Genomic DNA, 22578 nt, shown 5'->3' with positions numbered 1-22578 from the left:
CCGGGGGCGCCAGGCGCGCCGTACGACCTGGCCAGGCCGGGTCGATCTGGCTGTGCACCGGCGCACCCGGCACCGATACTTCATGAGCGGTCACTTACCTGATTGGCGGCCTGGTGCCGTCCGGGCCGCTTCGGTAGAGGAGGTCGGGTGGCTGACGTCGGTCCGCTGGCGGGGATCCGGGTGCTGGAGGTGGCCACCCACGTCTTCGTGCCGATGGCCAGCGCGGTGCTCGCCGAGTGGGGCGCCCAGGTCGTCAAGGTCGAGCATCCGGTCACCGGCGACCCGTACCGGGCGTTGACCACGGTCGGGCTGCACAACGTCTACCGCGGCGTCGACCCGTTCTTCCAGTCCGCCAACCGGGGCAAGCGGTCGGTCGGCATCGACCTCGCGCACCCGGACGGCCGGGCTCTGCTGGGCCGGCTGCTCCAGGACACCGACGTGTTCGTCACCAGCCTGCGCGAGGACGGCCTGCGCAGGCTGCGTCTCGACGTCGACGACGTGCGGGCCGACGCGCCGTCGGTCATCTACGTCCGCGGCACCGCGTTCGGCTCCCGCGGCCCGGACGCGGGCCGCGGCGGCTACGACACCGGCGCCTACTGGGCCCGCAGCGGCATGCAGCACCTCTACACCTCGCCGGCCGAGTGGCCAGGACCGCCGCGGCCGGCCTTCGGCGACCTCGCTGCGGGTCTCGCCCTCGCCGGCGCCGTCAGCACCGCGCTGTACCGGCGCGCGGCCACCGGGGAGCCGTCCGTCATCGACTCGTCGTTGCTGGCCGCAGGGCTCTGGCAGGTCCAGCCGGACGTCGTGAACGCCCGCCTGGACGCCGCGGGCCGGACGGGCACACGGGTCGACCGGCAGGCGGTGTGGAACCCGCTGATGCTCACCTACCGGACCGCGGACGACCGGTTCGTCGCCCTGATGATGCTCACGCCGGACCGGTACTGGCCCGACCTGTGCGCCGCGGTGGGCCGCCAGGAGCTCGCCGTGGATCCGCGGTTCGTGGATCTGGACGCCCGGCGCCGCAACGCCGCAGCCTGCGTCGACGAGCTCGACGCCGTCTTCGCCACCCGGACGCTCGCGGACTGGCGGGCGGCGCTGGCCGGGTTCGCGGGGGAGTGGGCGCCGGTGCAGACCCCGCGCGAGGTCCACGACGACCCTCAGGTGGTCGCGAACGGCTACGTGGCCGACGTCGAGATGGCCGGCGGCTTCGGCCTGCCGATGGTCACCGCGCCGGTCCAGTTCGACGGGCGGCCGGGCCAGCCGACCCGCGCGCCCGAGCACGGCGAGCACACCGAGGACGTCCTGCTCGGGCTCGGCCTGACCTGGGAGGAGATCACCGCGCTGAAGGAACGAGGCGCGGTCCTCTAGCCCGGCGTGGCCGGCTCGCGGCCAGCCAGGCCGGCTCACGACCGACCCGCCGGCTCTTGATCGCTGTTTTCGCCCTCTGGTGGCTACGAAACAGCGCCGAATACGACCACCGGAGGGTCGAAACAGAGATCTTGGGACGCCGGGCCGGGCGAAGCGGTCGGCGGCGGGCGCCTTCGAGCTACCGGCGGGCGCGGGGCTGGTCTCGCTCGTCGGTCCAGCGGTCGGAGCCGGGGCGCTCGTTCGGCACGTCTCGCGTGTCCGCCGCGCCCCCGCCTCGGCGGTGGCGCGGTCCGCGCCGGTCGACCGCCATGGTCCGGTCGTCGGGCGCACCCGGCGCACCCGGCGTGCTGGCGGCGGCGCGGGATCGCTTGATGTGCCGGTACGCCAGGAACCCCGCCACCACGATGACGATCACGAGGATGACGTAGGTGGGGCCTTTGAAGTCTTCGGCGATGTGCTTGTAGTTGCCGCCGACCTGGTAACCCACGATGGCCAACGCCGCGGTCCACGGGATGCACCCGAGCGTGGTGTAGATACCGAACTTCACCGGGTTCATCCGCGCGATGCCGGCGGGCAGCGAGATGAACGTCCGGATCACCGGGAGCAGGCGTCCGACCAGGACCGAGATCGCGCCACGGTTGTCGAACCAGCGTTCGGCCTTGTCGAGATCGTGCTTCCGCAGGAAGACGTACTTCCCGAACTTCATGATCAGCGGCGTGCCGCCGTACCGGCCGACCGCCCAGGCGATGTAGCTGCCGATGACGTTGCCGACCACGCCGGCGGCGATCACCAGGACGAGGCTTGGCTTCGAGCCCGCGAACGCCCCAGCCGACATCGCGCCGCCGACCAGCATGGTCACTTCGGACGGGATCGGGATGCACGCGGACTCGAGGACCATCAGCACGAACACCGCGGCGATCCCGTAGGTGGTGATGAAGTGCTCCACGAGCGTGTCTGCCTCTTTCGCGCCTGTTGGGTCCGGATGCGGTGTCGGGTCGGGTCGTCGGGTCGGCTCGGCGCCGGCGGGCCTGGTTTAGAAGAAGGCGAACCGCACGGTGCACAGGACGCCGGCCACAAAGCAGTAGATGGCGAACGGCGTGAGCGTACGTGTCTCGAAGTACCTGACCAGGAAGCGGGTGGTCAGGTAGGCCGCGATCCCAGCGAGTACCGCGCCGAAGACGATCTGACCGTGGATGCCCTTCGTCTCGCTGCCGGCGAGCTCGGGCAGCTTGAACAGACCAGCCGCGAGGATGATCGGCGTCGCGAGCAGGAAGGCGAACCGGGCCGCGTCCTCGTTGTTGAGTCCCCGGGAGAGGCTACCGATCATGGTGACGCCGGACCGGGAGATGCCGGCGAGCAGCGCCAGTGACTGGTAGAGCCCGATGACGGTCGCTTCCTTGACGGTGAGGTTCTCCAGCGTCTTGGCCCGGCCTCGCCCGGTGGGGTGGGCGGCGCCCTGGCCGGCCCCGGCCTGGGCCGGCACCCGGGACCGGGACCGCCCGGGAATCCTGAGCGCCAGGGTCGGAGCGTCCCCGCCGCCGGCCGTCGCGGGGTAGCCGGCCTCGGCGATCGCCGCGCCGTCCGCGCGCGCCAGGGGGGAGGTCAGGCCGTCCCGGCTCTGGGCACCGGCCACCGAGGAGCGCTCGGAGCGGTCACGCATCCGCTGCCCGGTGTAGAGGACGACCCCGTTGATGGCCAGGAACACGGAGACCGCGACGGGCTTCGCGAAGATCGTCCGCAGGGTGTGCTCGAGCGCGAGACCGATCACGCCGGTGGGGATGGTCCCGACGATGACCATCCAGGCCAGCCGCTGCTCCGACGTCTCGATCTTCCGGGACCGCAGCGTCTGCCCGAACGCCCTGATCAGGCGGACCCAGTCGGACCGGTAGAAGATCAGCAGCGCGAGCGCGGTCGCCACGTGCAGGGCCACGATGAAGGCCAGGTACGGCGACTTGTCGGCCGAGTTCTCGGTCACCAGGTGCTTCCACGAGCCCCCGATGAGGGCCGGAATGATCACCGAGTGCCCCAGGCTCGACACCGGGAACAGCTCGGTGGCCCCCTGCAGGACGCCGATCACGCCTGACTGCAGGTAGGTCAGGTCACTGGACACACGGGTCTCCGCTCGGTTCCGGGTCGGCAGGCGGGTCTGGCTGGCAGGGCCTAGCTGAAAGGGCTTCGCTGGCAGAGCCTTGTCGGCAGGGCTTTGCCAGCAGGGCTTTGCCAGCAAGGTTTCGCTGGCGCGCGCTCATCGTACCTGTTCTACTACAACCTACTACAGTGAGGTTGGCGCGTGGACGACCGGTACCGCTGGTGGTCCGGGCCCGGGTAGCTTGGGTGGGTGACGATGGGCTCCGAGGGCAGGTCGCGGCGGCGGCCGGGACAGCTGGAGGCCGAGGTGCTTTCCGCGTTGTGGGCGGCCGACCGGCCGCTCGCGCCCGGGGAGGTACAGGCCGCGCTGGGCGACGGCTTGGCCTACACCACGGTGATGACCATCCTCAACCGCCTGCACGCCAAGGGCGAGCTGACCCGGACCGCCGATGGCCGCACCTTCCTCTACCAGCCGGCCCAGAGCACGGCCGAGTTCACCGCCCGCCGGATGCGCGGGCTGCTGGAGCAGGTCGACGACCCGCTCGGGGTGCTCGCCCGGTTCGTCGGCAGCCTCAAGCCCGGCGAGGAGCAGGCGCTGCGTGACCTGCTGAACCACTCGCGCCAGGACGCGGACGGTCCAGGGGCCGAGGGCTGACGCGGTGTTGCTCTCTGTCTGCCTGGCGGGCGCGGCGGCGCTGGTACTGCTGGCGGTCGCTCGGCCGGCGGCCCGCCGGCTGCCCCCGGCGCGGGCGGCACTGCTGCTCGCGACCTCCGCGCTGGGCGGCGCAGCCGTCTGGGTGATCGTCGTCGGCCTGCTCGCGGTGCTGCTGGTGGGTCAGGCGCCGCCGGTCGCGGCGGTCGGGCGCTGGTCGGCCCGGCTGGTCGGCGCCGGGGACCCGGTGCCGACGATCGCCTCTGTCGCCGCGTGGGTCGCGGTCGCCGTCGGGCTCGCGGGCGCCGGGATGCTCGCCCGACGGCTGGTGGCGGAGGCGCGCCGCTGGCTGCCGGCCTACCGCTCGGACCGCTGCGCCGGCGTGCTCGTCGTCGTCGACGACCCGGAGCCGGCCGCGCTCGCCGTGCCCGGCTGGCCCGGTCGGATCGTCGTGTCGTCTGGCATGCTGCGGGCCCTGCCGGCCGAGGAGCGCCGGGTGCTGCTCGCCCACGAGCACTGCCACCTCAGCCACGCGCACTGGCTGTTCCGGTTCGTGGTGCGGCTCTCCGCCGCGGCCTGCCCGCTGGCCCGGCCCTACGTCGCCGCCTGCGACCACGCCCTCGAGCGCTGGGCCGACGAGGCTGCCGCGGCGGCGACCGGCGACCGGCGCCTCACCGCGCAGGCCGTGGCCCGGGCGGCGCTCGCCCGGCATGACGCGACGCGCGCCACCGTGGCCGGGTTCACCGACGGCCAGATCGGCGACCGCGTCGCCGCGCTGCTGGCCCCGCCACCCCGGCGCCGCTGGCTGCCGGCGGCGGCCCCGCTGGTGGTCCTGGCCATCGCAGCGGTCTGCGCCCTGCTAGCCGGCCATGACGTCCACGAGCTCTTCGAGTTCGCCCGCTACCCAGGCCACGGCGCCTGACGGCGGGCCGCGGTCAGGCGAGCCACGGGCGGTAGGCGTCGGCTCGGTGGGGAACGCCGAATCGGGCGCGTATCTCGTCCTCGCCGAGAACCCGTCCGGCGGCGGCGTCCGCGTCCGCTTCGGCGACGGACTCGCGAATCCCTGGCTGGGACAGCCAGTACAGGGTCTCCTGGATCGACTCCCACTCGTCGACGCCGACGAGCATGGCTGCCGGGGAACCGTTTCTGGTGATGGTGACCTGCTCGCGGGTGAGGGCGACGGCGTTGACGAGCTCGTTCAGCCGGTCCTTGGCCTTCGAGATGGGCAGCGTCTGCACCAGTCCACGTTAGGCCTGAATTCGGAGCACCTTGTCGAGCCTGACCGCTCGTTCCGCGCCGGCATCCGCCAGGCGTCGGACCTGGCCCCTAGGATCGCCGCCATGGAGGAGCGGGTTCTGGGGCGTACTGGCCGGGCGGTGTCGGTGGTCGGGCTCGGCACCTGGCAGCTGGGTGCGGACTGGGGTGCCGTCGACGAGACGAGCGCGCTGGACGTGCTGGCCGCCGCCGTCGAGCAGGGCGTCACGCTCTTCGACACCGCCGACGTCTACGGGGATGGCCGCAGCGAGCAGCTGATCGGCCGGTTCCTGCGGGAGCACCCGGACAGCGGGGTCTTCGTCGCCACCAAGATGGGTCGGCGGCTCGCGCAGGTTCCGGAGAACTACGTGCTGGCGAACTTCCGGGCCTGGAACGACCGGTCACGGCGCAACCTCGGCGTCGACCGGCTGGACCTGGTGCAGCTGCACTGCCCGCCGACGTCGGTGATCACCGGCGGCGAGGTGTACGACGCGCTCGACACGATGGTCGCCGAGGGACGGATCGCGAGCTACGGCGTGAGCGTCGAGACCGTGGCGGAGGGGCTCGCGGCGCTTGGCCGGCCACACGTCGCCAGCGTCCAGATCATCCTGAACGCGTTCCGGCGCAAGCCGCTGGAGGAGTTCCTGCCGGCTGCGCGCGCCGCCGGGGTTGGCGTGCTCGCCCGCGTTCCGTTGGCCTCGGGCCTGCTGTCCGGCCGCTACGACGGGAACACCGTGTTCGACCCGTCCGACCACCGGTCCTTCAACCGGCACGGCGAGGCCTTCGACGTCGGCGAGACGTTCTCCGGCGTCGACTACGCGACGGGGGTCGCGGCCGCCCGGGAGTTCGCCGCGCTGTCGGACCATCCGGCCCGGCTCGCGCTGCGCTGGGTGATCGACCAGCCTGGCGTCACCACCGTCATCCCCGGGGCGCGCAACCGGGCGCAGGCGGTCGCCAACGCCGGCGCCGCCGCGTCGCCGCCGCTGGACGAGGCGACCCTGGCCGCCGTCCGCGAGATCTACGACCAGCGGATCCGCGAGCTCGTTCATAACCGCTGGTAACCCGACTGACGCGTAGGTCGCAGGCCCGCGTTCTCGGCCCGTTTGGGCCAGGTCTGCGGGCCCTCCTTGCGGCATGATGCGGATTCATGAGCGTCGAGACCCTGGTGCACCGTCCTAACGGATGGGAGCTGCGGCGTGAGCGAGTGGCCCGGCATCTGGAGCGCACCGCGCTGACGCTGTTCGCCCAGGAGGCTCCGCAGGACGTCACGATCGAGCGGATCGCGGCCGCCGCCGGCATCTCGATGCGCACGTTCTTCCGCTACTTCGGCAGCCGTGACGAGGTGCTCGCCGCGTTGCCGCGAACCCTGACGGAGATCCTCTGTACCAGGGTCCGCGACCGGCCGGCGCACGAGTCGCTGGTCGAGGCGTTCTCGGCCGCCGTCCGCGAGACGGAGGCGGAGCGAGGGGGCGAACGTGAGGCGGACCGGGAGTTGCTGCTGACCTGGGGCCTCGCCGTGCACCGCCTGCCGGAGGCCGTGCTGCTGGCACTGGCCCGTGGCGCGGTGAGCACCGCGGTGTCGTTCCAGGCGGCCGTCTCCGCGCGGCTCGGGGTCGGACCCGACGACGCCCGCGCCGGTGCGTACGCGGCGGCGCTCTCCGGCGTCGTCAGCTACGCGTTCGAGCGCTGGGTCGCCCGGGGCGGCGACGACTCGCTGTCCGAGACCTTGCTCGACGCCCTCGCGACCCTGCCGGACCTGCGGTAGCCCCCGAGAGCCGACCCAGACCGTCAGCCGCCGACCGGCTGCGTCGCGGCCGCGTGGATGTTAGCTTCTCAGATCTGACGGGCCGTCAGCTCGACGACGGGCGGCCACCCGGTCGGCTGACGAGGTGACGGCGATGGGTGATCCGAGCGCGACGACCGTGGACCCGCGAGAGCTGGCGGTGCCACGGGACGTGGCGGCCGGGCTGTGGGCCGCGCTGTACGCCCGGGACTGGTCGCGGCTCCGGAGTTTCTTCGGCCCGGACTCGATCTACTACGACGTGCCGACCACCGCGGCCGCCGCCGCCCGCGGACCCGAGCACATCGAGGCTCGGCTGAGGACCGCGCTGGCCGGCCTGTCCGAGTACAGCCACGGCACCTCGCGCGTGGTGGCCGAGGGCAACCTGGTCATCACCGAGCACGAGGAGCACTGGGGCTGGCCCACCGGGGAGAAGGTCACCCTGCCGTTCGTCTCCGTCCAGCGGATCGAGGACGGCGTGATCATGCTGTGGCGGGACTACTGGGACCTGAACACGCTGCTGGCCGCGGCACCGCCCGGCTGGCAGAAGGCGATGGCCGCCGGCGACCTGTCCTGGGTCTTCGACGCCACCGGCCTGGTCTGACCGACCCCTGCCTGGTCTGACGGACCCTGCCTGGTCTGACCGACCCGGGTAGCGGCACGAGCACGAAGGCGAGCGCACCGGTATGACCGCACCGACCGTCCGGCCCGACCTCAACCTGCTCGACGGCCGGTTCTATGCCGGTGACCAGGGCGACCCGCACGCGGCGTATGCCTGGCTACGGGCGAACGAGCCGGTGTTCTTCGACGAGCACAGCGGGCTGTGGGGTGTCGCGAGCTACGCGGCCGTCCTGGAGGCCGAGAAGCAGCCGCACCGCTTCTCCAGCGCGAACGGCTCCCGTCCCGGTACCGGCGCGTTTCCCCACATGATCGATATGGATGACCCGGAGCACACCAAGCGACGCAAGCTGGTCAACCGGGGGTTCACCCCGCGCCGGGTGCAGTCGCGGCACGACTACCTCGTCGAGCTGTGCGACCTGCTCATCGACGCCGTCTGCGAGGCGGGGGAGTGCGACTTCGTCCGCGACCTCGCCGCCCCGCTCCCGATGATCGTGATCGGCGACATGCTGGGGGTCGCCCCCGAGGACCGGGCCCGGCTGCTGCGCTGGTCGGACGCCATGCTGTCCGCGCTGGACACGAACCCGTCTCCCGAGGCGGTCGCCGAGTCGGCCGAGGCCGCCGCGGGCTGGCACAAGCACATCACCTCCGCGGTCGAGCGCCGCAGGTCGGCGCCGACAGATGACCTGGTCAGCGTCCTGGTGCACGCCGAGGTCGACGGCGACCGGCTCACCGACCGCGAGGTCCACAGCGAGTCGCTGCTGATCCTCATCGGCGGCGACGAGACGACGCGACACGTGATCTCGGGTGGGATGGCGGCGCTGCTGGCGCACCCCGACCAGCGCGACCTGCTCGTGGCCGAGCCCGAGCGCATCCCCACGGCGGTGGAGGAGATGCTGCGCTGGGTCTCCCCGGTCAAGAACATGTGCCGCACGGTCGTCGCGGACGAGACCTGGTACGGCGCCGACCTGACGGCCGGACAGCAGATGCTGCTGCTCTACGAGTCGGCCAACTTCGACGACGCGCACTTCACCGACCCGGAGCGCTTCGACGTCACCCGCGCGCCCAACGACCATCTGGCCTTCGGCTTCGGCACCCACTTCTGCCTCGGTAACCAGCTCGCCCGCCACGAGCTGACCGTGATGTTCTCGCGGCTGCTCGCCCGCCTCCCCGACATGGAGCTCGCTACCGGCGAGCCGCTGCGCCGCCGGCCGGCCAACTTCGTCTCCGGCATCGAGGCGATGCCCGTTCACTTCACCCCGGCGAGCCCGGTCAGCCGGTCCCGGTAAGGGGATTTGCTCCGAAACGGCCGTCTGGGCGCGCGCCTGCGGTCTACACTGAGGTGACGCACATCACACCAAGCTCAGGACACGCATTCGGGAGACGGCCGGGCCGGAGCGCCGGTTGTCGCCCTCCCCCGGACGACGGCGCGTGGCCCGCCCGAGGGCGGCCCCGGCACTCCTGGAGCGGATCGCGTGGACAGGAGCAAGCGTGGCTGACGCCGAGGAACTGCCGCCGGCGGACCAGCTGGCCATCACGGGCCTGCTGGCGAGGTACTGCGTGCTGCTCGATCTCGTGGACGTCGACGGCTGGGTGGGGCTGTTCACCACGGATGCGGGCTTCGACATCGACGGGCGGACCTACCGCGGCCATGACGGACTACGCAGGCTGATGCGGACCGCGCAGCGCGGAACGCATCTGGCCAATCCGCCGGTCATCGAGGCGCTCAGCCCCGACCGGGTGCGCACCACCCGCAACGCCTTGTTCGTGAACCGGCACAGCGCCGCGCTCCGCCACACCCTCTACCGGGACGAGGTGGTCCGCACGGCCGACGGCTGGCGCATCCAGTCGGTGGTCTGCCGTTTCGTCACCGGCGACGGTCTCGTCACGTGGCCGGAGCCTGGCTGCGAGTCGCCGGTCCACGGCATCGACATCCCCGACTGGGCGGACGCCTGAGCTTCTCCGCCTCGGTCCGCGCGGTCGCGCGGGCCTGAACGCACAAGCGGCGTCCTCCCGGGGGAGGACGCCGCTGTGCTGTGCCCAGCGAGGGGTGCCGGCCGTCTGGTCAGCGGCGCGAGCCCCGCCAGATGGGCTGGAGGATGAGGATGGCGCCGGCAGCCACCGCGATCTGGAGGATGTGGCGGATCCAGTCGACACCGCCGGTGTGCCCGACGCCGATGGCGCTCGCGATCACGTTGCCAATCAGCGCGCCGATGATGCCGGCGACGATCGTCAGCCAGATCGGCAGGTTCTGACGCCCACGCAGGACGAGCCGGGCGAGTGCCCCGATGATCAGACCCGCGATGATGATCCAGATGATTTGGAACATGGCACTCTCGCTTCCGCGCATGGGCCTCACCGCCGTCGGGGAGGCATGGTACGAAGCCGGACAGTATCGTCTTCGCCCGCGCTTCTAGGTGTAACGCCTCAATCTGACGGCGCGTTGCGTGACGCGCGGTTCGGGTGGCACCTTTTGGTAGCAGCGACGGCCATCTGCGCCGGTCACGACCGTGTTTCGCCCGTGACCGGGCATCGGTCGTCGGGGCGCGCTCGCCGTCGGGGCGGGCCCGCCTGGCCGCACCTGCCGGGCCCGATGGTCCTCACCCTGAGGAACCGTCCAGGTCCGCCAATCCGGCGCCGGAGGTGTCATGTCCAGCCAGGGCGCGACCGCCAGGTTCGACGACCTGCGGGCCGGGGTGGCCTGGGAGCTTGGACCCCCCGCCTTCGTCCTCGAGACGAGCCGGCCCGGCGACGTGGCGCCGCTGCTGGCCGAGCTGGAACGGGCCACCGCCGATGGCTGGTGGGCCTACGGCTTCCTCGCCTACGAGGCCGCGGCCGGCCTGGACCCGGTGCTCGCGGTCGGCCAGGGAGTGGACGGGCTGCCGCTGGCGTGGTTCGGCGTCTGCGCCGCGCCCACCGTCGTCCCGCCGGTGCGGCCTGCCGGCGCCGGCGCCTACCGGATCGGCCACTGCGAGCTGGCCTGGGACGAGGACACCCACCGGGGCCGGGTCGAGGCGGTCCGCTGTCACATCGCCGCCGGCCAGACCTACCAGGCGAACCTGACCACGCGGCTGACCGCCGAGGTCGCCGGGGATCCGCGCGCGCTGTACGCCGACCTGGCGCTCGGCCAGCGCGGTGCCTACAACGCGTTCGTCGACACGGGCCGGTTCGTGGTCGCGAGCGCCAGCCCCGAGCTGTTCTTCGAGATCCGCGGCCGCGACGTCCGCACCCGGCCGATGAAGGGCACCGCCGGCCGGGCCGGCACTCCAGAGGCGGACGCGGCGGTCCTCGCGGCCCTGCGGGCCAGTGAGAAGGAACGCGCCGAGAACATCATGATCGTCGACCTGCTGCGCAACGACCTGGCCAGGGTTGCCGCGACCGGCGGGGTGCGGGTGACGTCCCTCTGTCGCGTCGAGCGGTTCGAGACCGTGTATCAGCTGACCTCCGAGGTCACGGCGCGGCTGCGGCCGGATGCCGGGCTGGTCGACGTCTTCCGGGCGCTGTTCCCCTGCGGCTCCGTGACCGGCGCACCCAAGCCGCGCACGATGGAGATCATCCGCGAGCTGGAGGACGGCCCGCGCGGGGTGTACTGCGGTGCAATCGGGCTGGTCGCCCCGCCGCGGGCCCGGTTCCAGGCCCGGTTCAGCGTCCCCATCCGCACCGCGGTCCTCGACCGGGCCACCGGCCGCGCCGACTACGGCACCGGCGGCGGCATCACCTGGGACTCGGAACCGACGACGGAATACGCCGAGCTGCTCACCAAGGCGAGGGTGCTGACCCGTCTGACCCACCCGGCGCTCTCGCCCGCGCCGTAGCCTGGCACTGCGACGACCGGGCCGGCTGAGACGCGGGACCCGACCGTCGTGTTCCACCTGCCCGTGCGCCCAAGAGCCCGAGGCCCGCGCCCGGCCGAGACGACATAGCGTCCTGGCCGCCTCAGAAACTGGCTGCCTCAGATAGGAGACCGAGTGACCGCGCAGATCCTCGACGGCCGCGCCCAGTCGGCGGCGATCCTTGACCGGGTCACGACGGAGGTCGCCGCGTTCGTGGCCGCGCACGGCCGCGTCCCGGTGCTCGCGACCGTGCTCGTCGGTGACGACCCGGCCTCGCACACCTACGTCCGGATGAAGGCCAACCGCTGCGCCAAGGTGGGTATGCAGTCGCGCCGCCTGGACCTGGACGCGTCGATCTCGACCGAGACCCTGGTCGAGAGGATCCGGGAGCTGTCCGCCGACCCGGAGGTCGACGGCATCCTGCTGCAGCACCCGGTGCCCGACCACATCGACGAGCGCGCCGCGTTCGAGGCGATCGCGCCGGCCAAGGACGTCGACGGCGTCACCCGCACGTCGTTCGCGATGATGGCCTTCGACGAGGGCGGGTTCCACTCGGCCACCCCCGGCGGGATCATGGCCCTGCTCGACGCCTACGACATCCCGCTGGCCGGCCGGCACGCGGTCGTCGTCGGGCGCAGCCCGATCCTTGGCAAGCCGGTCGGCATGCTGCTGCTGGCCCGCAACGCGACCGTCACCTACTGCCACTCGCGCACCACCGACCTGGCCGACCACGTCGCCCGCGCGGACGTCGTCGTCGCAGCCGTCGGCCGCCCCGCGCTCATCCGGGGCGAGTGGATCAAGCCCGGCGCGGTCGTCGTCGACGCCGGCTACGCCGACAACAGCGGCGACGTCGAGTACGAGCCGGCCGCCGAGCGGGCCTCGTACATCACCCCGGTGCCCGGCGGCGTCGGCCCGATGACGATCGCCGTCCTGATCGACCAGACGATGAAGGCGGCCCAGGCCCGCGAGACGGCCCGCGCCGCCCGCCTAGGCCTCACCGCCGCCACCGCCGGCCCGGAGTAGGCCTTAGGCCCCACGCGCGGCTGAACAGCCCGGGTCCAGGGGGTTCTCACACCGGATCCGGGCTCGGCGGGCCGGCGCGCGGTGGTGAACTGGTCCTGGCCGGGTTCCCGGCCTGCCGTCCCGCGTCGCCTCGTCGGAGCCTCCGGCCGGTGGGACGAAGAGGGGGGCACCATTCGCGCGGCCGCGAACCGGGACCGCTGGTCGGTCTGGTTCTCCTACTACCTGTTCATCATCTTCGGCATCGGGCTCGGGGCGACCGGGGTGCTGCTGCCCGCGCAGATGCGCGACTACGGGGTGGACCAGGCGACGATCGGGGCCACCTTCGTCGCCAACTCCGTGGGGTTCGTGGTGGCCAGCGCCGTGGTCGGGCCGCTCGGCCACCGGTTCGGCATGCGGCGGATGATCCTGGCCGCGAGTGTCGTCCTCGGCGGTGCCTACCTGCTGTCCGCCAGTCGGCCCCCGTTGACGGTGCTCGTCCTGGCCAGCTTCGTGGTCGGCTCGGCGTCCGGCTCCTGTGAGGGCGTGCTCAACGCGTACGTCGCCGGGCTGCCGTCGGCCACGGCGGTCATGAACCGGCTGCACGCGTATTTCGGCGTCGGGGCGCTGCTCGGCCCGCTGGCCGCGGCCGGCCTGTTGACCGTGGCCGACTGGCCCGCGGTGATGCTGATCATGGCGGGCCTCGCGCTGCCTCCAGCGGCCGTCGGCTGGCTTACGTTCCCCGCCCGTGACGTCGATCCGCTGCTGGTCGCCCACCCCGGTGCCATCGTCGCCAGCCAGACGGCCGGCGTGGACGGGGTCGCTCCCGTCGCGATGAGCCGCAGCGGTCGGCACGCGCTGCTCGCCGTGGTGCGCCAGCCCCTGGTGCTGTGGGCCGGCGCGATGCTCTGCGTCTACGTCGGCCTGGAACAGGGCATCGGGAACTGGGGCTACACCTACCTCGTCGACGCCCGCTCGGTGTCCGGGCTGCTTGCCGGCTACACCGCGAGCGGTTACTGGTTCGGTCTGACTGTCGGCCGGTTCATGGCCACTCCGGCGACCACTCGGCTTCGGCTGTCGGCGACCCAGCTGCTGTCGGTCTGCATGGTCGGGACGACGGTGAGCTGCGCGCTGCTGTGGGCGGCCCCGGCCACCGCGGGCCTGGCGAGTCTGAGCTTCGTCCCGCTGGGGTTCTTCCTCGGCCCGGTCTACCCGACCACGATGTCGATCATGAACCGGCTGACCGACGCCCACCTGGTGCCGACCGCGATCGGCGCGCTGGGCGCCGGCGGGGTGGCCGGCGGCGCGCTGTTCCCCTGGCTGATGGGCACGGTCATCCAGCTCGTCGGGCCGTGGACGCTGCCTCCGGTCGCGCTGCTGCTGGCGGTGCTGCAGTACGCGCTCTGGCGGGTGCTGGGCCGCCGGCTCGCCGGGTCGGGCCGGCCGGGCGGCGCCAGCACCGCCGTCGGCCTGCCGAACGGAACGATCGGACGTTTCGTCCCGAACCCGGCCCGGGACTGACCATCACCGGCCCGCGGCCCGGGACCGACACGGCACCGGGCCGCGGCGCAGGACCGACCGTCACTGGGTTGGCGGTGGCTCCCGCTGCGCTGGACCGCCGATCGGCTTCGGATCGGCGGCGACGCGGCGGCGGTAGGCCGACGGGGTCTCGCCCACCCGCAGGGCGAAGGCGCGCGCGAAGGCGCTGACGTTCTCGAAGCCGACCGCGAGCGACACGTCCAGCACCGACGGGCCCGGCTCGGCGAGCAGCGCCATCGCCCGCAACAGCCGGGCCTGCAGCAGGTAGGCCCGCCAGGACATGCCCAGCTCGGCGGCGAACTGGCGGCGCAGCGTCCGCTCGGACACCCCGATCGCCCGGCTCACCGTGGCCGCGGTGACGGTGTCGAGGTTCTCCCGGGTGTGGGCCATCGCCGCGGCGACGAGCGGGTCCGCCGAGGTCGGCAGGCTCAGCGGGGCCTCGTGGTCGATCGCCTCGGCCACCAGGTGCGCGAGGGTGCGGAAGAAGCCGTCGGAGACGTCGTCGCTCTCGGTCCGCGCGATCGGCCAGCGCAGCGCGTAGAGGATCATCTCCCGGATCAGCGGGGAGACCGCGACGATCCGGGCCCGGTCGCCGGGCCGGGGGACGATGCGCGGGTCGAACATCACCGACACGGTCCGCACGGCCGTGTTCATCGTCGCCTGGTGGGAGAGCCCGGCCGGGAGCCAGGCCGCCTGCTGGGGTGGCAGCAGGTAGCGTCCGCCGGCGGTCTCGACCTCCACGACCCCGGACATGGCGTACTCGATCTGGTGCAGGTCATGCGAGTGCCACGGGGTGACGAGCCGTTCGCCCTCGTACATGTAACCGCCGCCGAGAGCGTCGCCGCCCCGGCGCAGGTCGATCGCGCCGATGTGGACGCCGATCAGGTCGACCTCGCTGGGGAGCACGGCCCCGTCGATCCGCAGCGTTCCGGTGTGGTCCGGCACGGTGACGGGGGCGGCGAGGTTGGCCGTTTCTGCCGGGTTCCTGGCCGAACGTGCGGAGACGGACATGGCTGGGAAGCGTACAACTAAGTAGGTGGTCCAGCCCACACCGTGATCCAGTCGGCGGAGGGGCTGACCGACCTGACCCACCAGGCATCCGTACGGCCCGGCCGCGCCCGAGGAGGAATCCCCAGATGAACATCGAGGACATGGTCCTGGTGAGCATCGACGACCACGTCGTCGAGCCGCCCGACATGTTCGACGGCCGCGTGCCGGCGAAGTGGGCCGACCTTGCGCCCAGCGTGGTCAAGGGTGAGGACGGCATCGAGCGGTGGATCTACCGCGGCCGCCCGACCGGCGTCTCCGGCCTGAACGCCGTCGTCTCCTGGCCCGCCGAGGAGTGGGACAAGAACCCGGCCAGCTTCGCCGAGATGCGCCCGGGCGCCTACGACATCCACGACCGGGTCCGCGACATGGACCGCAACGGCATCCTCGCGTCGATGTGCTTCCCGACGTTCACGGGCTTCTCCGCTGGTCATCTCACCCATTACAAGGACGAGATCACCATCGCGATGATCGAGGCCTACAACGACTGGCACGTCGACGGCTGGGCGGCGGCCTACCCGGGCCGGTTCATCCCGATCGCGCTGGTGCCGACGTGGGACCCGCAGCTCATGGTGGCCGAGATCCACCGGGTGGCGGCCAAGGGCGTCCGGGCGGTCACCATGCCCGAGCAGCCGCACCTCGAGGGCCTGCCGAGCTACCACGACCTCAACTACTGGGGCCCCGTGTTCCAGGCGATGTCGGACACCGGCCTGGTCTGGTGCCTGCACATCGGCCAGGGCTTCGGCGCGATCAAGGGCGCCCCGGACGCCCCGATCGACAACCTGATCATCCTGGCCTGCCAGATCTCGGCGCTGGCCGCGCAGGACGTCCTGTGGGGCCCGGCGATGCGCACCTACCCGGACCTGAAGTTCGCCTTCTCCGAGGGCGGCATCGGCTGGATCCCGTTCTACCTGGACCGTTGCGACCGGCACTACACCAACCAGCGCTGGCTGCGCCGCGACTTCGGCGGCAAGCTGCCCAGCGAGGTGTTCCGCGAGCACACGCTGGCCTGCTACGTCACCGACCCGACGACGCTTAAGCTGCGCAACGAGATCGGCATCGACAACATCGCCTGGGAGTGCGACTACCCGCACTCCGACTCGATCTGGCCGACCGCTCCTGAGTTCGTCCTCAACGAGCTGAACGGGGCCGGCGCGACGGACCCGGAGATCGACAAGATCACCTGGCAGAACGCCAGCCGGTTCTTCAACTGGGACCCGTTCGCCGTGATCCCGAAGGAGAAGGCCACCGTCGGCGCCCTGCGCGCCACCGCGACGGACGTCGAGACGGCGACCGTCCCCCGGGCCGAGTGGGCTCGCCGCTACGCCGAGAAGCACGGCCTCGCGGCCTGACCGCCGCCGCCTGACCGGCTTGGGCCGGGGCGGCTCCGGGTCATCCGGAGCCGCCCCGGTCACGGGGCCGGGTCGACGGCCTCGGCCGTGCGGTCCCACAGCCGGCGGCGGAACTCCGGGTCGTCCACGACCGGGTTGCGGGGCGCCGGTTTCCGGTCGATGTAGTACGCGCCGTCGACGAGTTCGCCCTGGCCGGCGGTCGCGAGCCACACCAGCGTGTCGGCGCCCTGTTCGGGCGAGCGCATCAACGCCCGTGCCGGCGAACGCATGAAGGTCCGGATCACCGGGGCGCCGCCCGCCGCGAAGTTCGAGCGGATCAGCCCGGGGTGGAAGGACACCGCGCGCACGCCGGGCAGTCGTTGCGGCAGCTCGGCCGCGAAGGCGACGTTGGCGAGCTTCGCGTTCGCGTAGGCCCGCATCGGTCGGTAGCCGCTGACATCGTCGAGCCGGTCCGGGTCCAGGTCGGCGTGCCGGCCGGTGCTCGCGCGGCTCGCGGTGACCACGACCCGCCCGCCGCCCGCGGTCAGCCGGTCACCGAGCAGCCGGGTCAGCAGGAACGGCGCCAGGTGGTTGACCTGGATCGTCCACTCGTGGCCATCCTCGGTGCGGCTCGGCCGGCTGCCGCCGATCCCGCCCGCGTTGTTGACCAGCACGTCGATCCGGGGGAGGGCGGCGAGCAGCCGCTGCGCGAGCGTGCTGACCTGTGCCAGGGACGCGAAGTCCGCGGTCATCGCCGCCGCCCCGGTCTCGGCGGCGACCCGGCGCGTCTTCTCGGGTGAGCGGCCGACCAGGATCAGCTCGTGGCCAGGCCGGGCCAGCGCCCGCGCCGCCGCCGCGCCGATACCGTCGCTGGCGCCGGTGATCACGATGACCTTCGCGTCGGCCTTCGAGCTGACGGCCTTCGAGCTGAGCTCCGAGTCGACCATCCGCCGACCGTACCGTCGGCGCGACAACCGTCGCGAACACGGCCGAAACCACGCCTGGCCCCAGGGGAGCCGCAAGCTTCTCGACCCGGGCCAGACGGGATCGTAAGGTCGGCGCGTAGCGGAGATCGTGCAGTTGCTGGCCTCGCCGATCAGCCGTTACGAGGGCCGCCCGGCGGACGGCGCGCTGCCGGCACCGCCGGGGGAGCTGGTCGAGCGGATCGAGATCCGGGCAAACCTCGGCATCGTCGGCGACCGGTACTTCGGCAAGCCCGCGCACCGGGACGCCTCGGTCACGGTCACGGCGGTCGAGGGGGTGCCGGCGGGCGCCGACCTCACCCAGCTGCGGCGCAACATCCTGGTCCGCGACCTTCCGGTCGACGACCTCGTCGGGACGGTGCTGGTGCTCGACTCGGGCGACGGCCCGGTGCGGCTGCGGGTCAACCGGCGGGCGAACCCGTGTGCCTGGATGGACGCCACCATCGGCCCCGGCGCCCGCGCCGCCCTGCGCGGCAAGGGCGGGATCCGCTGCACCCCGCTGACCGACGGGATCCTGCGCGTGGGCCCGGTCAGCGCCACGATCGAGCGCTGAGCGGGGCTGCTGGCCGGGCTGTCACCGGCCAGCAGCCCCGCTCAACGGTGCTGCCTGGCGTCCGTCACATCTGCGGGCCGGCCGCGAGGCGGGGGATCAGCATGTTGGCGATCACCTTGACCACGTTGCCCGAGTCGGTGTTCGGCCCGTTGGTGTTGACGTTCATGATCTTCGTTGCGACATCGACGGTGTTGTTGGTCACCGTGTTGTTGGCGGTCCGGTCGGTGCCGCTGGCATCGTGCCGGTCCTCCATGTAGATGGTGATCGCGGCCCCGTTGTTGTTCCAGGCGAAGTTGCCGGTGGCGGTGTCGCGGCCGCTGCTCTGGATCACGATGCCCACCTTCCGCCAGCCGTCCGGCTCGTTCGAGCCGTTACCCGCGGCGATGTTGTTCTTGAAGGTGTTGCTGTAGCCGGTCTCGTCGGTGAACCCGGAGCCGTCGTTGTTGTACGAGATGTTGTTGACGAACATGTTGTCGTGGCACGACGCGTCCATCCACAGGCCGGACGGGTGGCCGCTGTCCGAGAACAGGTTCCCGATGAACTGGTTGTTGGTCTCGACGGTGATCTTCACCCCGCCGCAGTCACCGCCGGGGTCGTTCGCGTCCGGCAGCCGGTTGTGAATGAACTGGTTGTAGCGCCAGATGGTCCCGTCCATGCCACCGGCCGCGCCCTTGCACTCGTTGTCGTGGAACGTGTTGTTCTCGACGAGCGAGTTCATTCCCATCGACGCGCCCAGGTAGTTGCCGTAGATCTCCGAGTTCGTGAGCTTCCAGCCGCTGGCGGCGTCGGACTCGTGCAGGTTGCTGTCGATCGCGCCGTTGCGGCCGGAGTCCGAGAATCCGGTGATGCTGATGTTGTGGATCTCGACGTTGTCCGCGCTGCCGTTCGGCCGCTGGATGCCCAGGCCGACCAGCTTCGTCCCGCCGGGCCCGGCCTTGACGCCGTAGAACTTGTCGCCCGCCTTCGGGTGGATGACGCCCGGTCCGCTGAACGTGCCGGCGGCCAGGTTGAACTGGGTGCCGTCGCCGTGGCTGTCGATGAAGGACTGCAGGTTCGAGCCCGCGGGCACGCTCACACCACCGGCCGGGATCTTCAGCGGCGCGGGGATGAGTGGCGCGTTCGGGTAGGCGGCGGTGTTGCCCAGGTCGGTGGTCCCGCCACGCAGGCGGGTGCCGCCGGTACTGCCGCCACCGGTGGTGGGGTTGTTCGGCGCCCCGCCGGCCGGCGCGGAGGCCGACGGCTGCAGGGACGGCGTCAGCTCGGGGCCGTTGATGGGCGCTCCGGCGCTCAGTGACAGCGTCACGTCCTGCGTCGGCGCGCCCTTCGCGGTGGCCGTCACCGTCAGCTTGCCGCCGCTCCCGAGATGCTCGGGCAGGATGAACCCGACCAGGAAATGGCCGGTCCCGTCGGTGCCGATGGTTCCGTCACCCGCATAGGCGGTGCCGTCGGGGTACGCCAGGTCCGCGTGCAGCTTCACCGTCGACTTGACCGGGAACCCGGTGCCACCGACCACGGCCGTATCCGTGTCGTAGAGGGTGATGGTCAGCGTCGGCGGGACGGCGGCCGATGCCAGATGCGGGGTGAACAACAGCGCGAGCATCGTGGCGACCACGGTCGCGAGAATCCGCCGCGTACGTCGGGTCCGGCGCCGGTGTCGACCGGATGCCCTTCCCCGCTTGGGGCCCGCGACGAGAGCCAGGATCAGGGGCTGCGTGGACGGCCTCATGCGGGACATCATCGCCCGGCCGGTTCGGGTGGTATACACCGGGTCCGGCCATAGCCGGCCGAGAGCGTACCCGGTGGGCGCGTCCGGTGGGAAACCAGCCGCTTGTCCAGCTTGGCTGCCGGCGCCGGCCAGCCCGGGCCCGCAGGCCAAAACAGCACCATTTGGGGGCCGGGGGCGCTGTCTCGTGCGTGCGCCGGTAACGAGTCCGTGTTCGTTCAGGACTACGACCAGCTAAATGTAGCTTTGTTGCCGCTATCCGTTGCTGTCGTGTTGTGCGGCCTATTGAAAGGCGTCGAGCAGGGCACGCAGCGCATCATCGAGGTGCCCACGCTGCTCGGGGGACAGGACGGCGGCCACCCGGTTGACCAGCTCGGCATGTTCGGTGATCGCCGCGTCGACGATCGCCAGGCCCTTCGCGGTGAGGCAGACGCGGAAGCTGCGCCGGTCGGTCGGGTCGAGGCTGCGCTCGATCAGGCCGGAGGCCTCCAGCCGGTCCAGCCGGTTGGTCATCCCCGCCCGCGACATCATCAGCAGGGCGGACAGCTGTGACGGGATCAGCGTGCACGGCGGGCCGGACCGGCGCAGGGTGGCCAGCACGTCGAACTCGCCCGGGTTGAGGCCGTGGTGGCGCAGTACCTGGTCGGCCGCGCCGGCGAGGTTCTTCGACAGCAGCTTCATGCGGGCGAAGCAGCCGAGGGCGCCGGCATCGAGGTCCGGGCGTTCGCGGCGCCAGTCAGCGATGAGTTCGTCGATCGGATCCTGTCCACCCACTGACGTGAGCGCGCCCGAGAACGTGCACTCGTCGCCGGCTGAGTCCAGGGCTTCCGTCGAGCTCATGACGAGGTCGACGGGGCCGTGGGTCGCGGCACCGGGTGCGATGTCGGCGCCCACCGCGGGGCCGTTCGCGCGGCCTTTCATGACCCGAGTGTAGTTGATCAATACAGTTCGACGCCAGTCAAGTTCGATGCCGTACTATCAGGAGGTGAACTACTCCGGCCTGTCCCCCGGAGCGCCTCCCGCTACCCAGCGGCCCCCGACCGACGTCCACGGCGGACGTCCACCATCCGCTGTCGCGCACCAACCGTCCGGCGTGCGTGGCTGTTCCAGCTGACCGGATCGACTTCAGCGCCGTGGAGACTCTCAGTCTCCAGGAGTTGACCCAGGGAGACACTGTGACTACAACCACCGACGTCACGCCTGGCGAAGGCCCGGGGGGCGATGCTGCCCGGGCGGTGTCGATCCCGGCCCAGGCGTCGACGAGCCCGGCCTCCGCCGCCTCGGCGCCGGGTGGCGAGCCTGACCCGCGCCGCTGGCTGGCGCTGGCCGTGATCGCCGTCGCGCAGCTGATGGTCGTGCTCGACGGCTCGATCGTCACGATCGCGCTGCCGCACGCCCAGAAGGCGCTGCACATCTCCACCGCCAACCGGCAGTGGGTCATGACGGCCTACTCGCTCGCCTTCGGCAGCCTCCTGCTGCTCGGCGGCCGGATCGCGGACTTCGCCGGCCGCAAGCGGGCCTTCGTCTGGGGGCTGATCGGCTTCGCCGCCGCGAGTGCTCTCGGCGGGGCCGCGCCGAACAGCGAGCTGCTGTTCGCTGCTCGGGCGTTGCAGGGCCTTTGCGCCGCGGTGCTCGCCCCGGCCGCGCTCTCCCTGATCACCGTGACCTTCACCGAGGAGAAGGAGCGGGCCAAGGCGTTCGGCGTGTACGGCGGCATCTCCGGCGGTGGCGCGGCGATCGGCCTGATCGCCGGCGGCCTGCTCACCGAGTACGCGTCCTGGCGCTGGTGCCTGTTCGTGAACGTCCCGATCGCGCTCGTCACAGCGGTCGCCGCGGTGAGCGTGGTGCGCGAGAGCCGGGCCGAGGGCAAGCCGAGCTACGACATCCCCGGTGCGCTGACGGTCACCGGTGGCCTGCTCGCCCTGGTCTACGGGTTCACCCGGGCGGCCGAGAGCGGCTGGGGCTCCGTGCCGACGGTCTCGCTGCTCGTCGCGTCGGCCGTGCTGCTCGTGGCGTTCGTCGTCATCGAGATGCGCACCGCGTCCCCGCTGCTGCCGCTGCGGGTCGTGCTCGACCGCACCCGAGGCGGCGCCTTCGGCTCGTCGCTGTTCTTCGGCGCCGCGCTGCTGGCGATGTTCCTGTTCATGACGTTCTACTTCCAGAACACGCTCGGCTACAGCGCGCTGCGGTCCGGCTTCGCGTTCCTGCCGTTCAGCGCCGGGATCGTCTTCGGCGCCGGGCTCGCGAGCCAGCTGATGCCGCGGCTGGGCGCGAAGATCCCGATGATCGTGGGCTCGGCGATGGCGGTGGTCGGGCTGCTCCTGCTGACCCAGGTCGACCTGCACACCGGCTACGCCTCGCACGTGCTGCCGGCCGAGCTCCTGATCAGCATCGGGATGGGCCTCGCCTTCGTCCCGATGTCGAGCGTCTCGCTGATCGGCGTCGCGCCGCACGATGCCGGGGTCGCCAGCGCGTTGGTGAACACCACGCAGCAGGTCGGCGGCTCGCTGGGCATCGCCCTGCTCAACACCATCTACGCGACGGTCGTGGCCAACTACGTGAAGGACCACGGGTCGAGTCCGCTCGACCAGGCGCACGCGCAGATCTCCGGCTACACGACGTCGTTCGTGTGGAGCGCGGTCTTCATGGCGATCGCGCTGGTCATCGTCGTGGCGCTGGTCCGGGCCCGCAAGGCGGACGTGGTCGGGCCCGCCACGCCGGTCCACGCCGGCTGACCCGCCGTCCGGCGCCGCCGAGGCCCAGCGCCCGGTCGCCGAGCAGGTCGGTGGCGGTCCCGACCAGCCGTAGCT

At 71.9% G+C, this 22578-nt stretch carries 22 protein-coding genes; 14 read left to right on the top strand and 8 right to left on the bottom strand.

The genetic code is table 11. The annotated features are described in order from the left end of the window. Positions 1-147: 147 nt before the first annotated feature. Positions 148-1368 (top strand): CaiB/BaiF CoA-transferase family protein, encoded by a 1221-nt coding sequence (locus tag I6A60_RS30170; protein ID WP_203020877.1) that lies wholly within the window; start codon positions 148-150, stop codon positions 1366-1368. 178 nt (positions 1369-1546) lie between these two features. Here the strand turns inward: I6A60_RS30170 and I6A60_RS30165 are convergent, their stop codons facing one another. Together I6A60_RS30165 and I6A60_RS30160 are read right to left on the bottom strand one after the other, a co-directional pair. After that, positions 1547-2314: a DedA family protein gene (locus tag I6A60_RS30165; protein WP_203055756.1), complete on the bottom strand. Its 768-nt coding sequence runs from the start codon at positions 2312-2314 to the stop codon at positions 1547-1549. Between the two features lie 87 nt (positions 2315-2401). Continuing rightward, positions 2402-3478, bottom strand: coding sequence for an undecaprenyl-diphosphate phosphatase (locus tag I6A60_RS30160; RefSeq protein ID WP_203020873.1), 1077 nt, complete (start codon positions 3476-3478; stop codon positions 2402-2404). 234 nt (positions 3479-3712) lie between these two features. Here I6A60_RS30160 and I6A60_RS30155 point away from each other — a divergent pair, with 234 nt between their 5' ends. Beyond that, on the top strand, positions 3713-4111 hold the full coding sequence (locus I6A60_RS30155; protein ID WP_203020902.1) for a BlaI/MecI/CopY family transcriptional regulator: 399 nt from the start codon (positions 3713-3715) through the stop codon (positions 4109-4111). A 4-nt stretch (positions 4112-4115) separates the two neighbouring features. Further along, a complete protein-coding gene (locus tag I6A60_RS30150; RefSeq protein ID WP_203042364.1) occupies positions 4116-5030 on the top strand; it encodes a M56 family metallopeptidase in 915 nt (304 codons plus the stop codon). Positions 5031-5043: 13 nt separating this feature from the next. Here I6A60_RS30150 and I6A60_RS30145 read toward each other — a convergent pair whose 3' ends face one another. Then, positions 5044-5346 (bottom strand): type II toxin-antitoxin system Phd/YefM family antitoxin, encoded by a 303-nt coding sequence (locus tag I6A60_RS30145; protein WP_203020869.1) that lies wholly within the window; start codon positions 5344-5346, stop codon positions 5044-5046. A 102-nt stretch (positions 5347-5448) separates the two neighbouring features. Here I6A60_RS30145 and I6A60_RS30140 point away from each other — a divergent pair, with 102 nt between their 5' ends. The 5 genes from I6A60_RS30140 (at position 5449) to I6A60_RS30120 (ending at position 9716) form a co-directional block, all read left to right on the top strand. Then, positions 5449-6423, top strand: coding sequence for an aldo/keto reductase (locus I6A60_RS30140; protein WP_203020867.1), 975 nt, complete (start codon positions 5449-5451; stop codon positions 6421-6423). Between the two features lie 86 nt (positions 6424-6509). Further along, positions 6510-7127, top strand: a complete 618-nt coding sequence (locus I6A60_RS30135) for a TetR family transcriptional regulator (protein ID WP_203020865.1) — start codon at positions 6510-6512, stop codon at positions 7125-7127. A 133-nt stretch (positions 7128-7260) separates the two neighbouring features. Next, positions 7261-7746 (top strand): nuclear transport factor 2 family protein, encoded by a 486-nt coding sequence (locus I6A60_RS30130; protein WP_203020863.1) that lies wholly within the window; start codon positions 7261-7263, stop codon positions 7744-7746. A gap of 82 nt (positions 7747-7828) precedes the next feature. Next, complete coding sequence (locus tag I6A60_RS30125) at positions 7829-9049, top strand: cytochrome P450 (protein WP_203020861.1); 1221 nt, start codon at positions 7829-7831, stop codon at positions 9047-9049. Between the two features lie 202 nt (positions 9050-9251). Then, positions 9252-9716, top strand: coding sequence for a nuclear transport factor 2 family protein (locus tag I6A60_RS30120; protein ID WP_203020859.1), 465 nt, complete (start codon positions 9252-9254; stop codon positions 9714-9716). A 109-nt stretch (positions 9717-9825) separates the two neighbouring features. Here I6A60_RS30120 and I6A60_RS30115 read toward each other — a convergent pair whose 3' ends face one another. Next, positions 9826-10089 carry a GlsB/YeaQ/YmgE family stress response membrane protein gene (locus I6A60_RS30115; protein WP_041259150.1) on the bottom strand — a complete coding sequence of 88 codons (264 nt, stop codon included), beginning with the start codon at positions 10087-10089 and terminating at the stop codon, positions 9826-9828. A 319-nt stretch (positions 10090-10408) separates the two neighbouring features. Between I6A60_RS30115 and pabB the strand changes: the two genes are divergently transcribed. From pabB to I6A60_RS30100, 3 genes are all read left to right on the top strand, one after another. Then, entirely contained in the window at positions 10409-11575 is a 1167-nt protein-coding gene (gene pabB / locus I6A60_RS30110) for an aminodeoxychorismate synthase component I (protein ID WP_203020857.1), read from the top strand. Positions 11576-11728: 153 nt separating this feature from the next. Beyond that, on the top strand, positions 11729-12616 hold the full coding sequence (locus tag I6A60_RS30105; RefSeq protein ID WP_203020855.1) for a bifunctional 5,10-methylenetetrahydrofolate dehydrogenase/5,10-methenyltetrahydrofolate cyclohydrolase: 888 nt from the start codon (positions 11729-11731) through the stop codon (positions 12614-12616). Between the two features lie 84 nt (positions 12617-12700). Next, positions 12701-14113, top strand: coding sequence for an MFS transporter (locus I6A60_RS30100; RefSeq protein WP_307873938.1), 1413 nt, complete (start codon positions 12701-12703; stop codon positions 14111-14113). 60 nt (positions 14114-14173) lie between these two features. Here I6A60_RS30100 and I6A60_RS30095 read toward each other — a convergent pair whose 3' ends face one another. Continuing rightward, a complete protein-coding gene (locus tag I6A60_RS30095) occupies positions 14174-15142 on the bottom strand; it encodes a helix-turn-helix domain-containing protein (RefSeq protein WP_203023726.1) in 969 nt (322 codons plus the stop codon). Positions 15143-15267: 125 nt separating this feature from the next. On the opposite strand from I6A60_RS30095, the gene I6A60_RS30090 reads away from it, so the two are divergent. After that, positions 15268-16530, top strand: coding sequence for an amidohydrolase family protein (locus I6A60_RS30090; protein WP_203023727.1), 1263 nt, complete (start codon positions 15268-15270; stop codon positions 16528-16530). Positions 16531-16589: 59 nt separating this feature from the next. Here I6A60_RS30090 and I6A60_RS30085 read toward each other — a convergent pair whose 3' ends face one another. Beyond that, complete coding sequence (locus I6A60_RS30085) at positions 16590-17456, bottom strand: SDR family NAD(P)-dependent oxidoreductase (protein WP_203042057.1); 867 nt, start codon at positions 17454-17456, stop codon at positions 16590-16592. Positions 17457-17583: 127 nt separating this feature from the next. On the opposite strand from I6A60_RS30085, the gene I6A60_RS30080 reads away from it, so the two are divergent. Beyond that, positions 17584-18045, top strand: a complete 462-nt coding sequence (locus I6A60_RS30080) for a molybdenum cofactor biosysynthesis protein (protein ID WP_203023728.1) — start codon at positions 17584-17586, stop codon at positions 18043-18045. Between the two features lie 64 nt (positions 18046-18109). Here the strand turns inward: I6A60_RS30080 and I6A60_RS30075 are convergent, their stop codons facing one another. Continuing rightward, positions 18110-19657: a right-handed parallel beta-helix repeat-containing protein gene (locus I6A60_RS30075; RefSeq protein ID WP_307873937.1), complete on the bottom strand. Its 1548-nt coding sequence runs from the start codon at positions 19655-19657 to the stop codon at positions 18110-18112. 393 nt (positions 19658-20050) lie between these two features. Then, a complete protein-coding gene (locus I6A60_RS30070; protein ID WP_203023731.1) occupies positions 20051-20608 on the bottom strand; it encodes a MarR family transcriptional regulator in 558 nt (185 codons plus the stop codon). A 335-nt stretch (positions 20609-20943) separates the two neighbouring features. Between I6A60_RS30070 and I6A60_RS30065 the strand changes: the two genes are divergently transcribed. Beyond that, positions 20944-22503 carry an MFS transporter gene (locus tag I6A60_RS30065; RefSeq protein ID WP_203023729.1) on the top strand — a complete coding sequence of 520 codons (1560 nt, stop codon included), beginning with the start codon at positions 20944-20946 and terminating at the stop codon, positions 22501-22503. The last annotated feature ends 75 nt before the right edge of the window (positions 22504-22578 follow it).

It is taken from the genome of Frankia sp. AgB1.9 (assembly GCF_016786355.1).
Classification (GTDB): domain Bacteria; phylum Actinomycetota; class Actinomycetes; order Frankiales; family Frankiaceae; genus Pseudofrankia.
Note: the sequence above shows the minus strand (reverse complement) of the source record. Positions and strands in the feature narration are given on the sequence as shown.

What these genes read in the sequence shown, in the direction of transcription:
- I6A60_RS30135 (WP_203020865.1), top strand. Translation starts at nt 6,510, where the DNA reads ATGAGCGTCGAGACCCTGGTGCACCGTCCTAACGGATGGGAGCTGCGG.
- I6A60_RS30140 (WP_203020867.1), top strand. Translation starts at nt 5,449, where the DNA reads ATGGAGGAGCGGGTTCTGGGGCGTACTGGCCGGGCGGTGTCGGTGGTC.
- pabB (WP_203020857.1), top strand. Translation starts at nt 10,409, where the DNA reads ATGTCCAGCCAGGGCGCGACCGCCAGGTTCGACGACCTGCGGGCCGGG.
- I6A60_RS30095 (WP_203023726.1), bottom strand. Translation starts at nt 15,142, where the DNA reads ATGTCCGTCTCCGCACGTTCGGCCAGGAACCCGGCAGAAACGGCCAAC.
- I6A60_RS30115 (WP_041259150.1), bottom strand. Translation starts at nt 10,089, where the DNA reads ATGTTCCAAATCATCTGGATCATCATCGCGGGTCTGATCATCGGGGCA.
- I6A60_RS30090 (WP_203023727.1), top strand. Translation starts at nt 15,268, where the DNA reads ATGAACATCGAGGACATGGTCCTGGTGAGCATCGACGACCACGTCGTC.
- I6A60_RS30130 (WP_203020863.1), top strand. Translation starts at nt 7,261, where the DNA reads ATGGGTGATCCGAGCGCGACGACCGTGGACCCGCGAGAGCTGGCGGTG.
- I6A60_RS30085 (WP_203042057.1), bottom strand. Translation starts at nt 17,456, where the DNA reads ATGGTCGACTCGGAGCTCAGCTCGAAGGCCGTCAGCTCGAAGGCCGAC.
- I6A60_RS30070 (WP_203023731.1), bottom strand. Translation starts at nt 20,608, where the DNA reads ATGAGCTCGACGGAAGCCCTGGACTCAGCCGGCGACGAGTGCACGTTC.
- I6A60_RS30125 (WP_203020861.1), top strand. Translation starts at nt 7,829, where the DNA reads ATGACCGCACCGACCGTCCGGCCCGACCTCAACCTGCTCGACGGCCGG.
- I6A60_RS30155 (WP_203020902.1), top strand. Translation starts at nt 3,713, where the DNA reads ATGGGCTCCGAGGGCAGGTCGCGGCGGCGGCCGGGACAGCTGGAGGCC.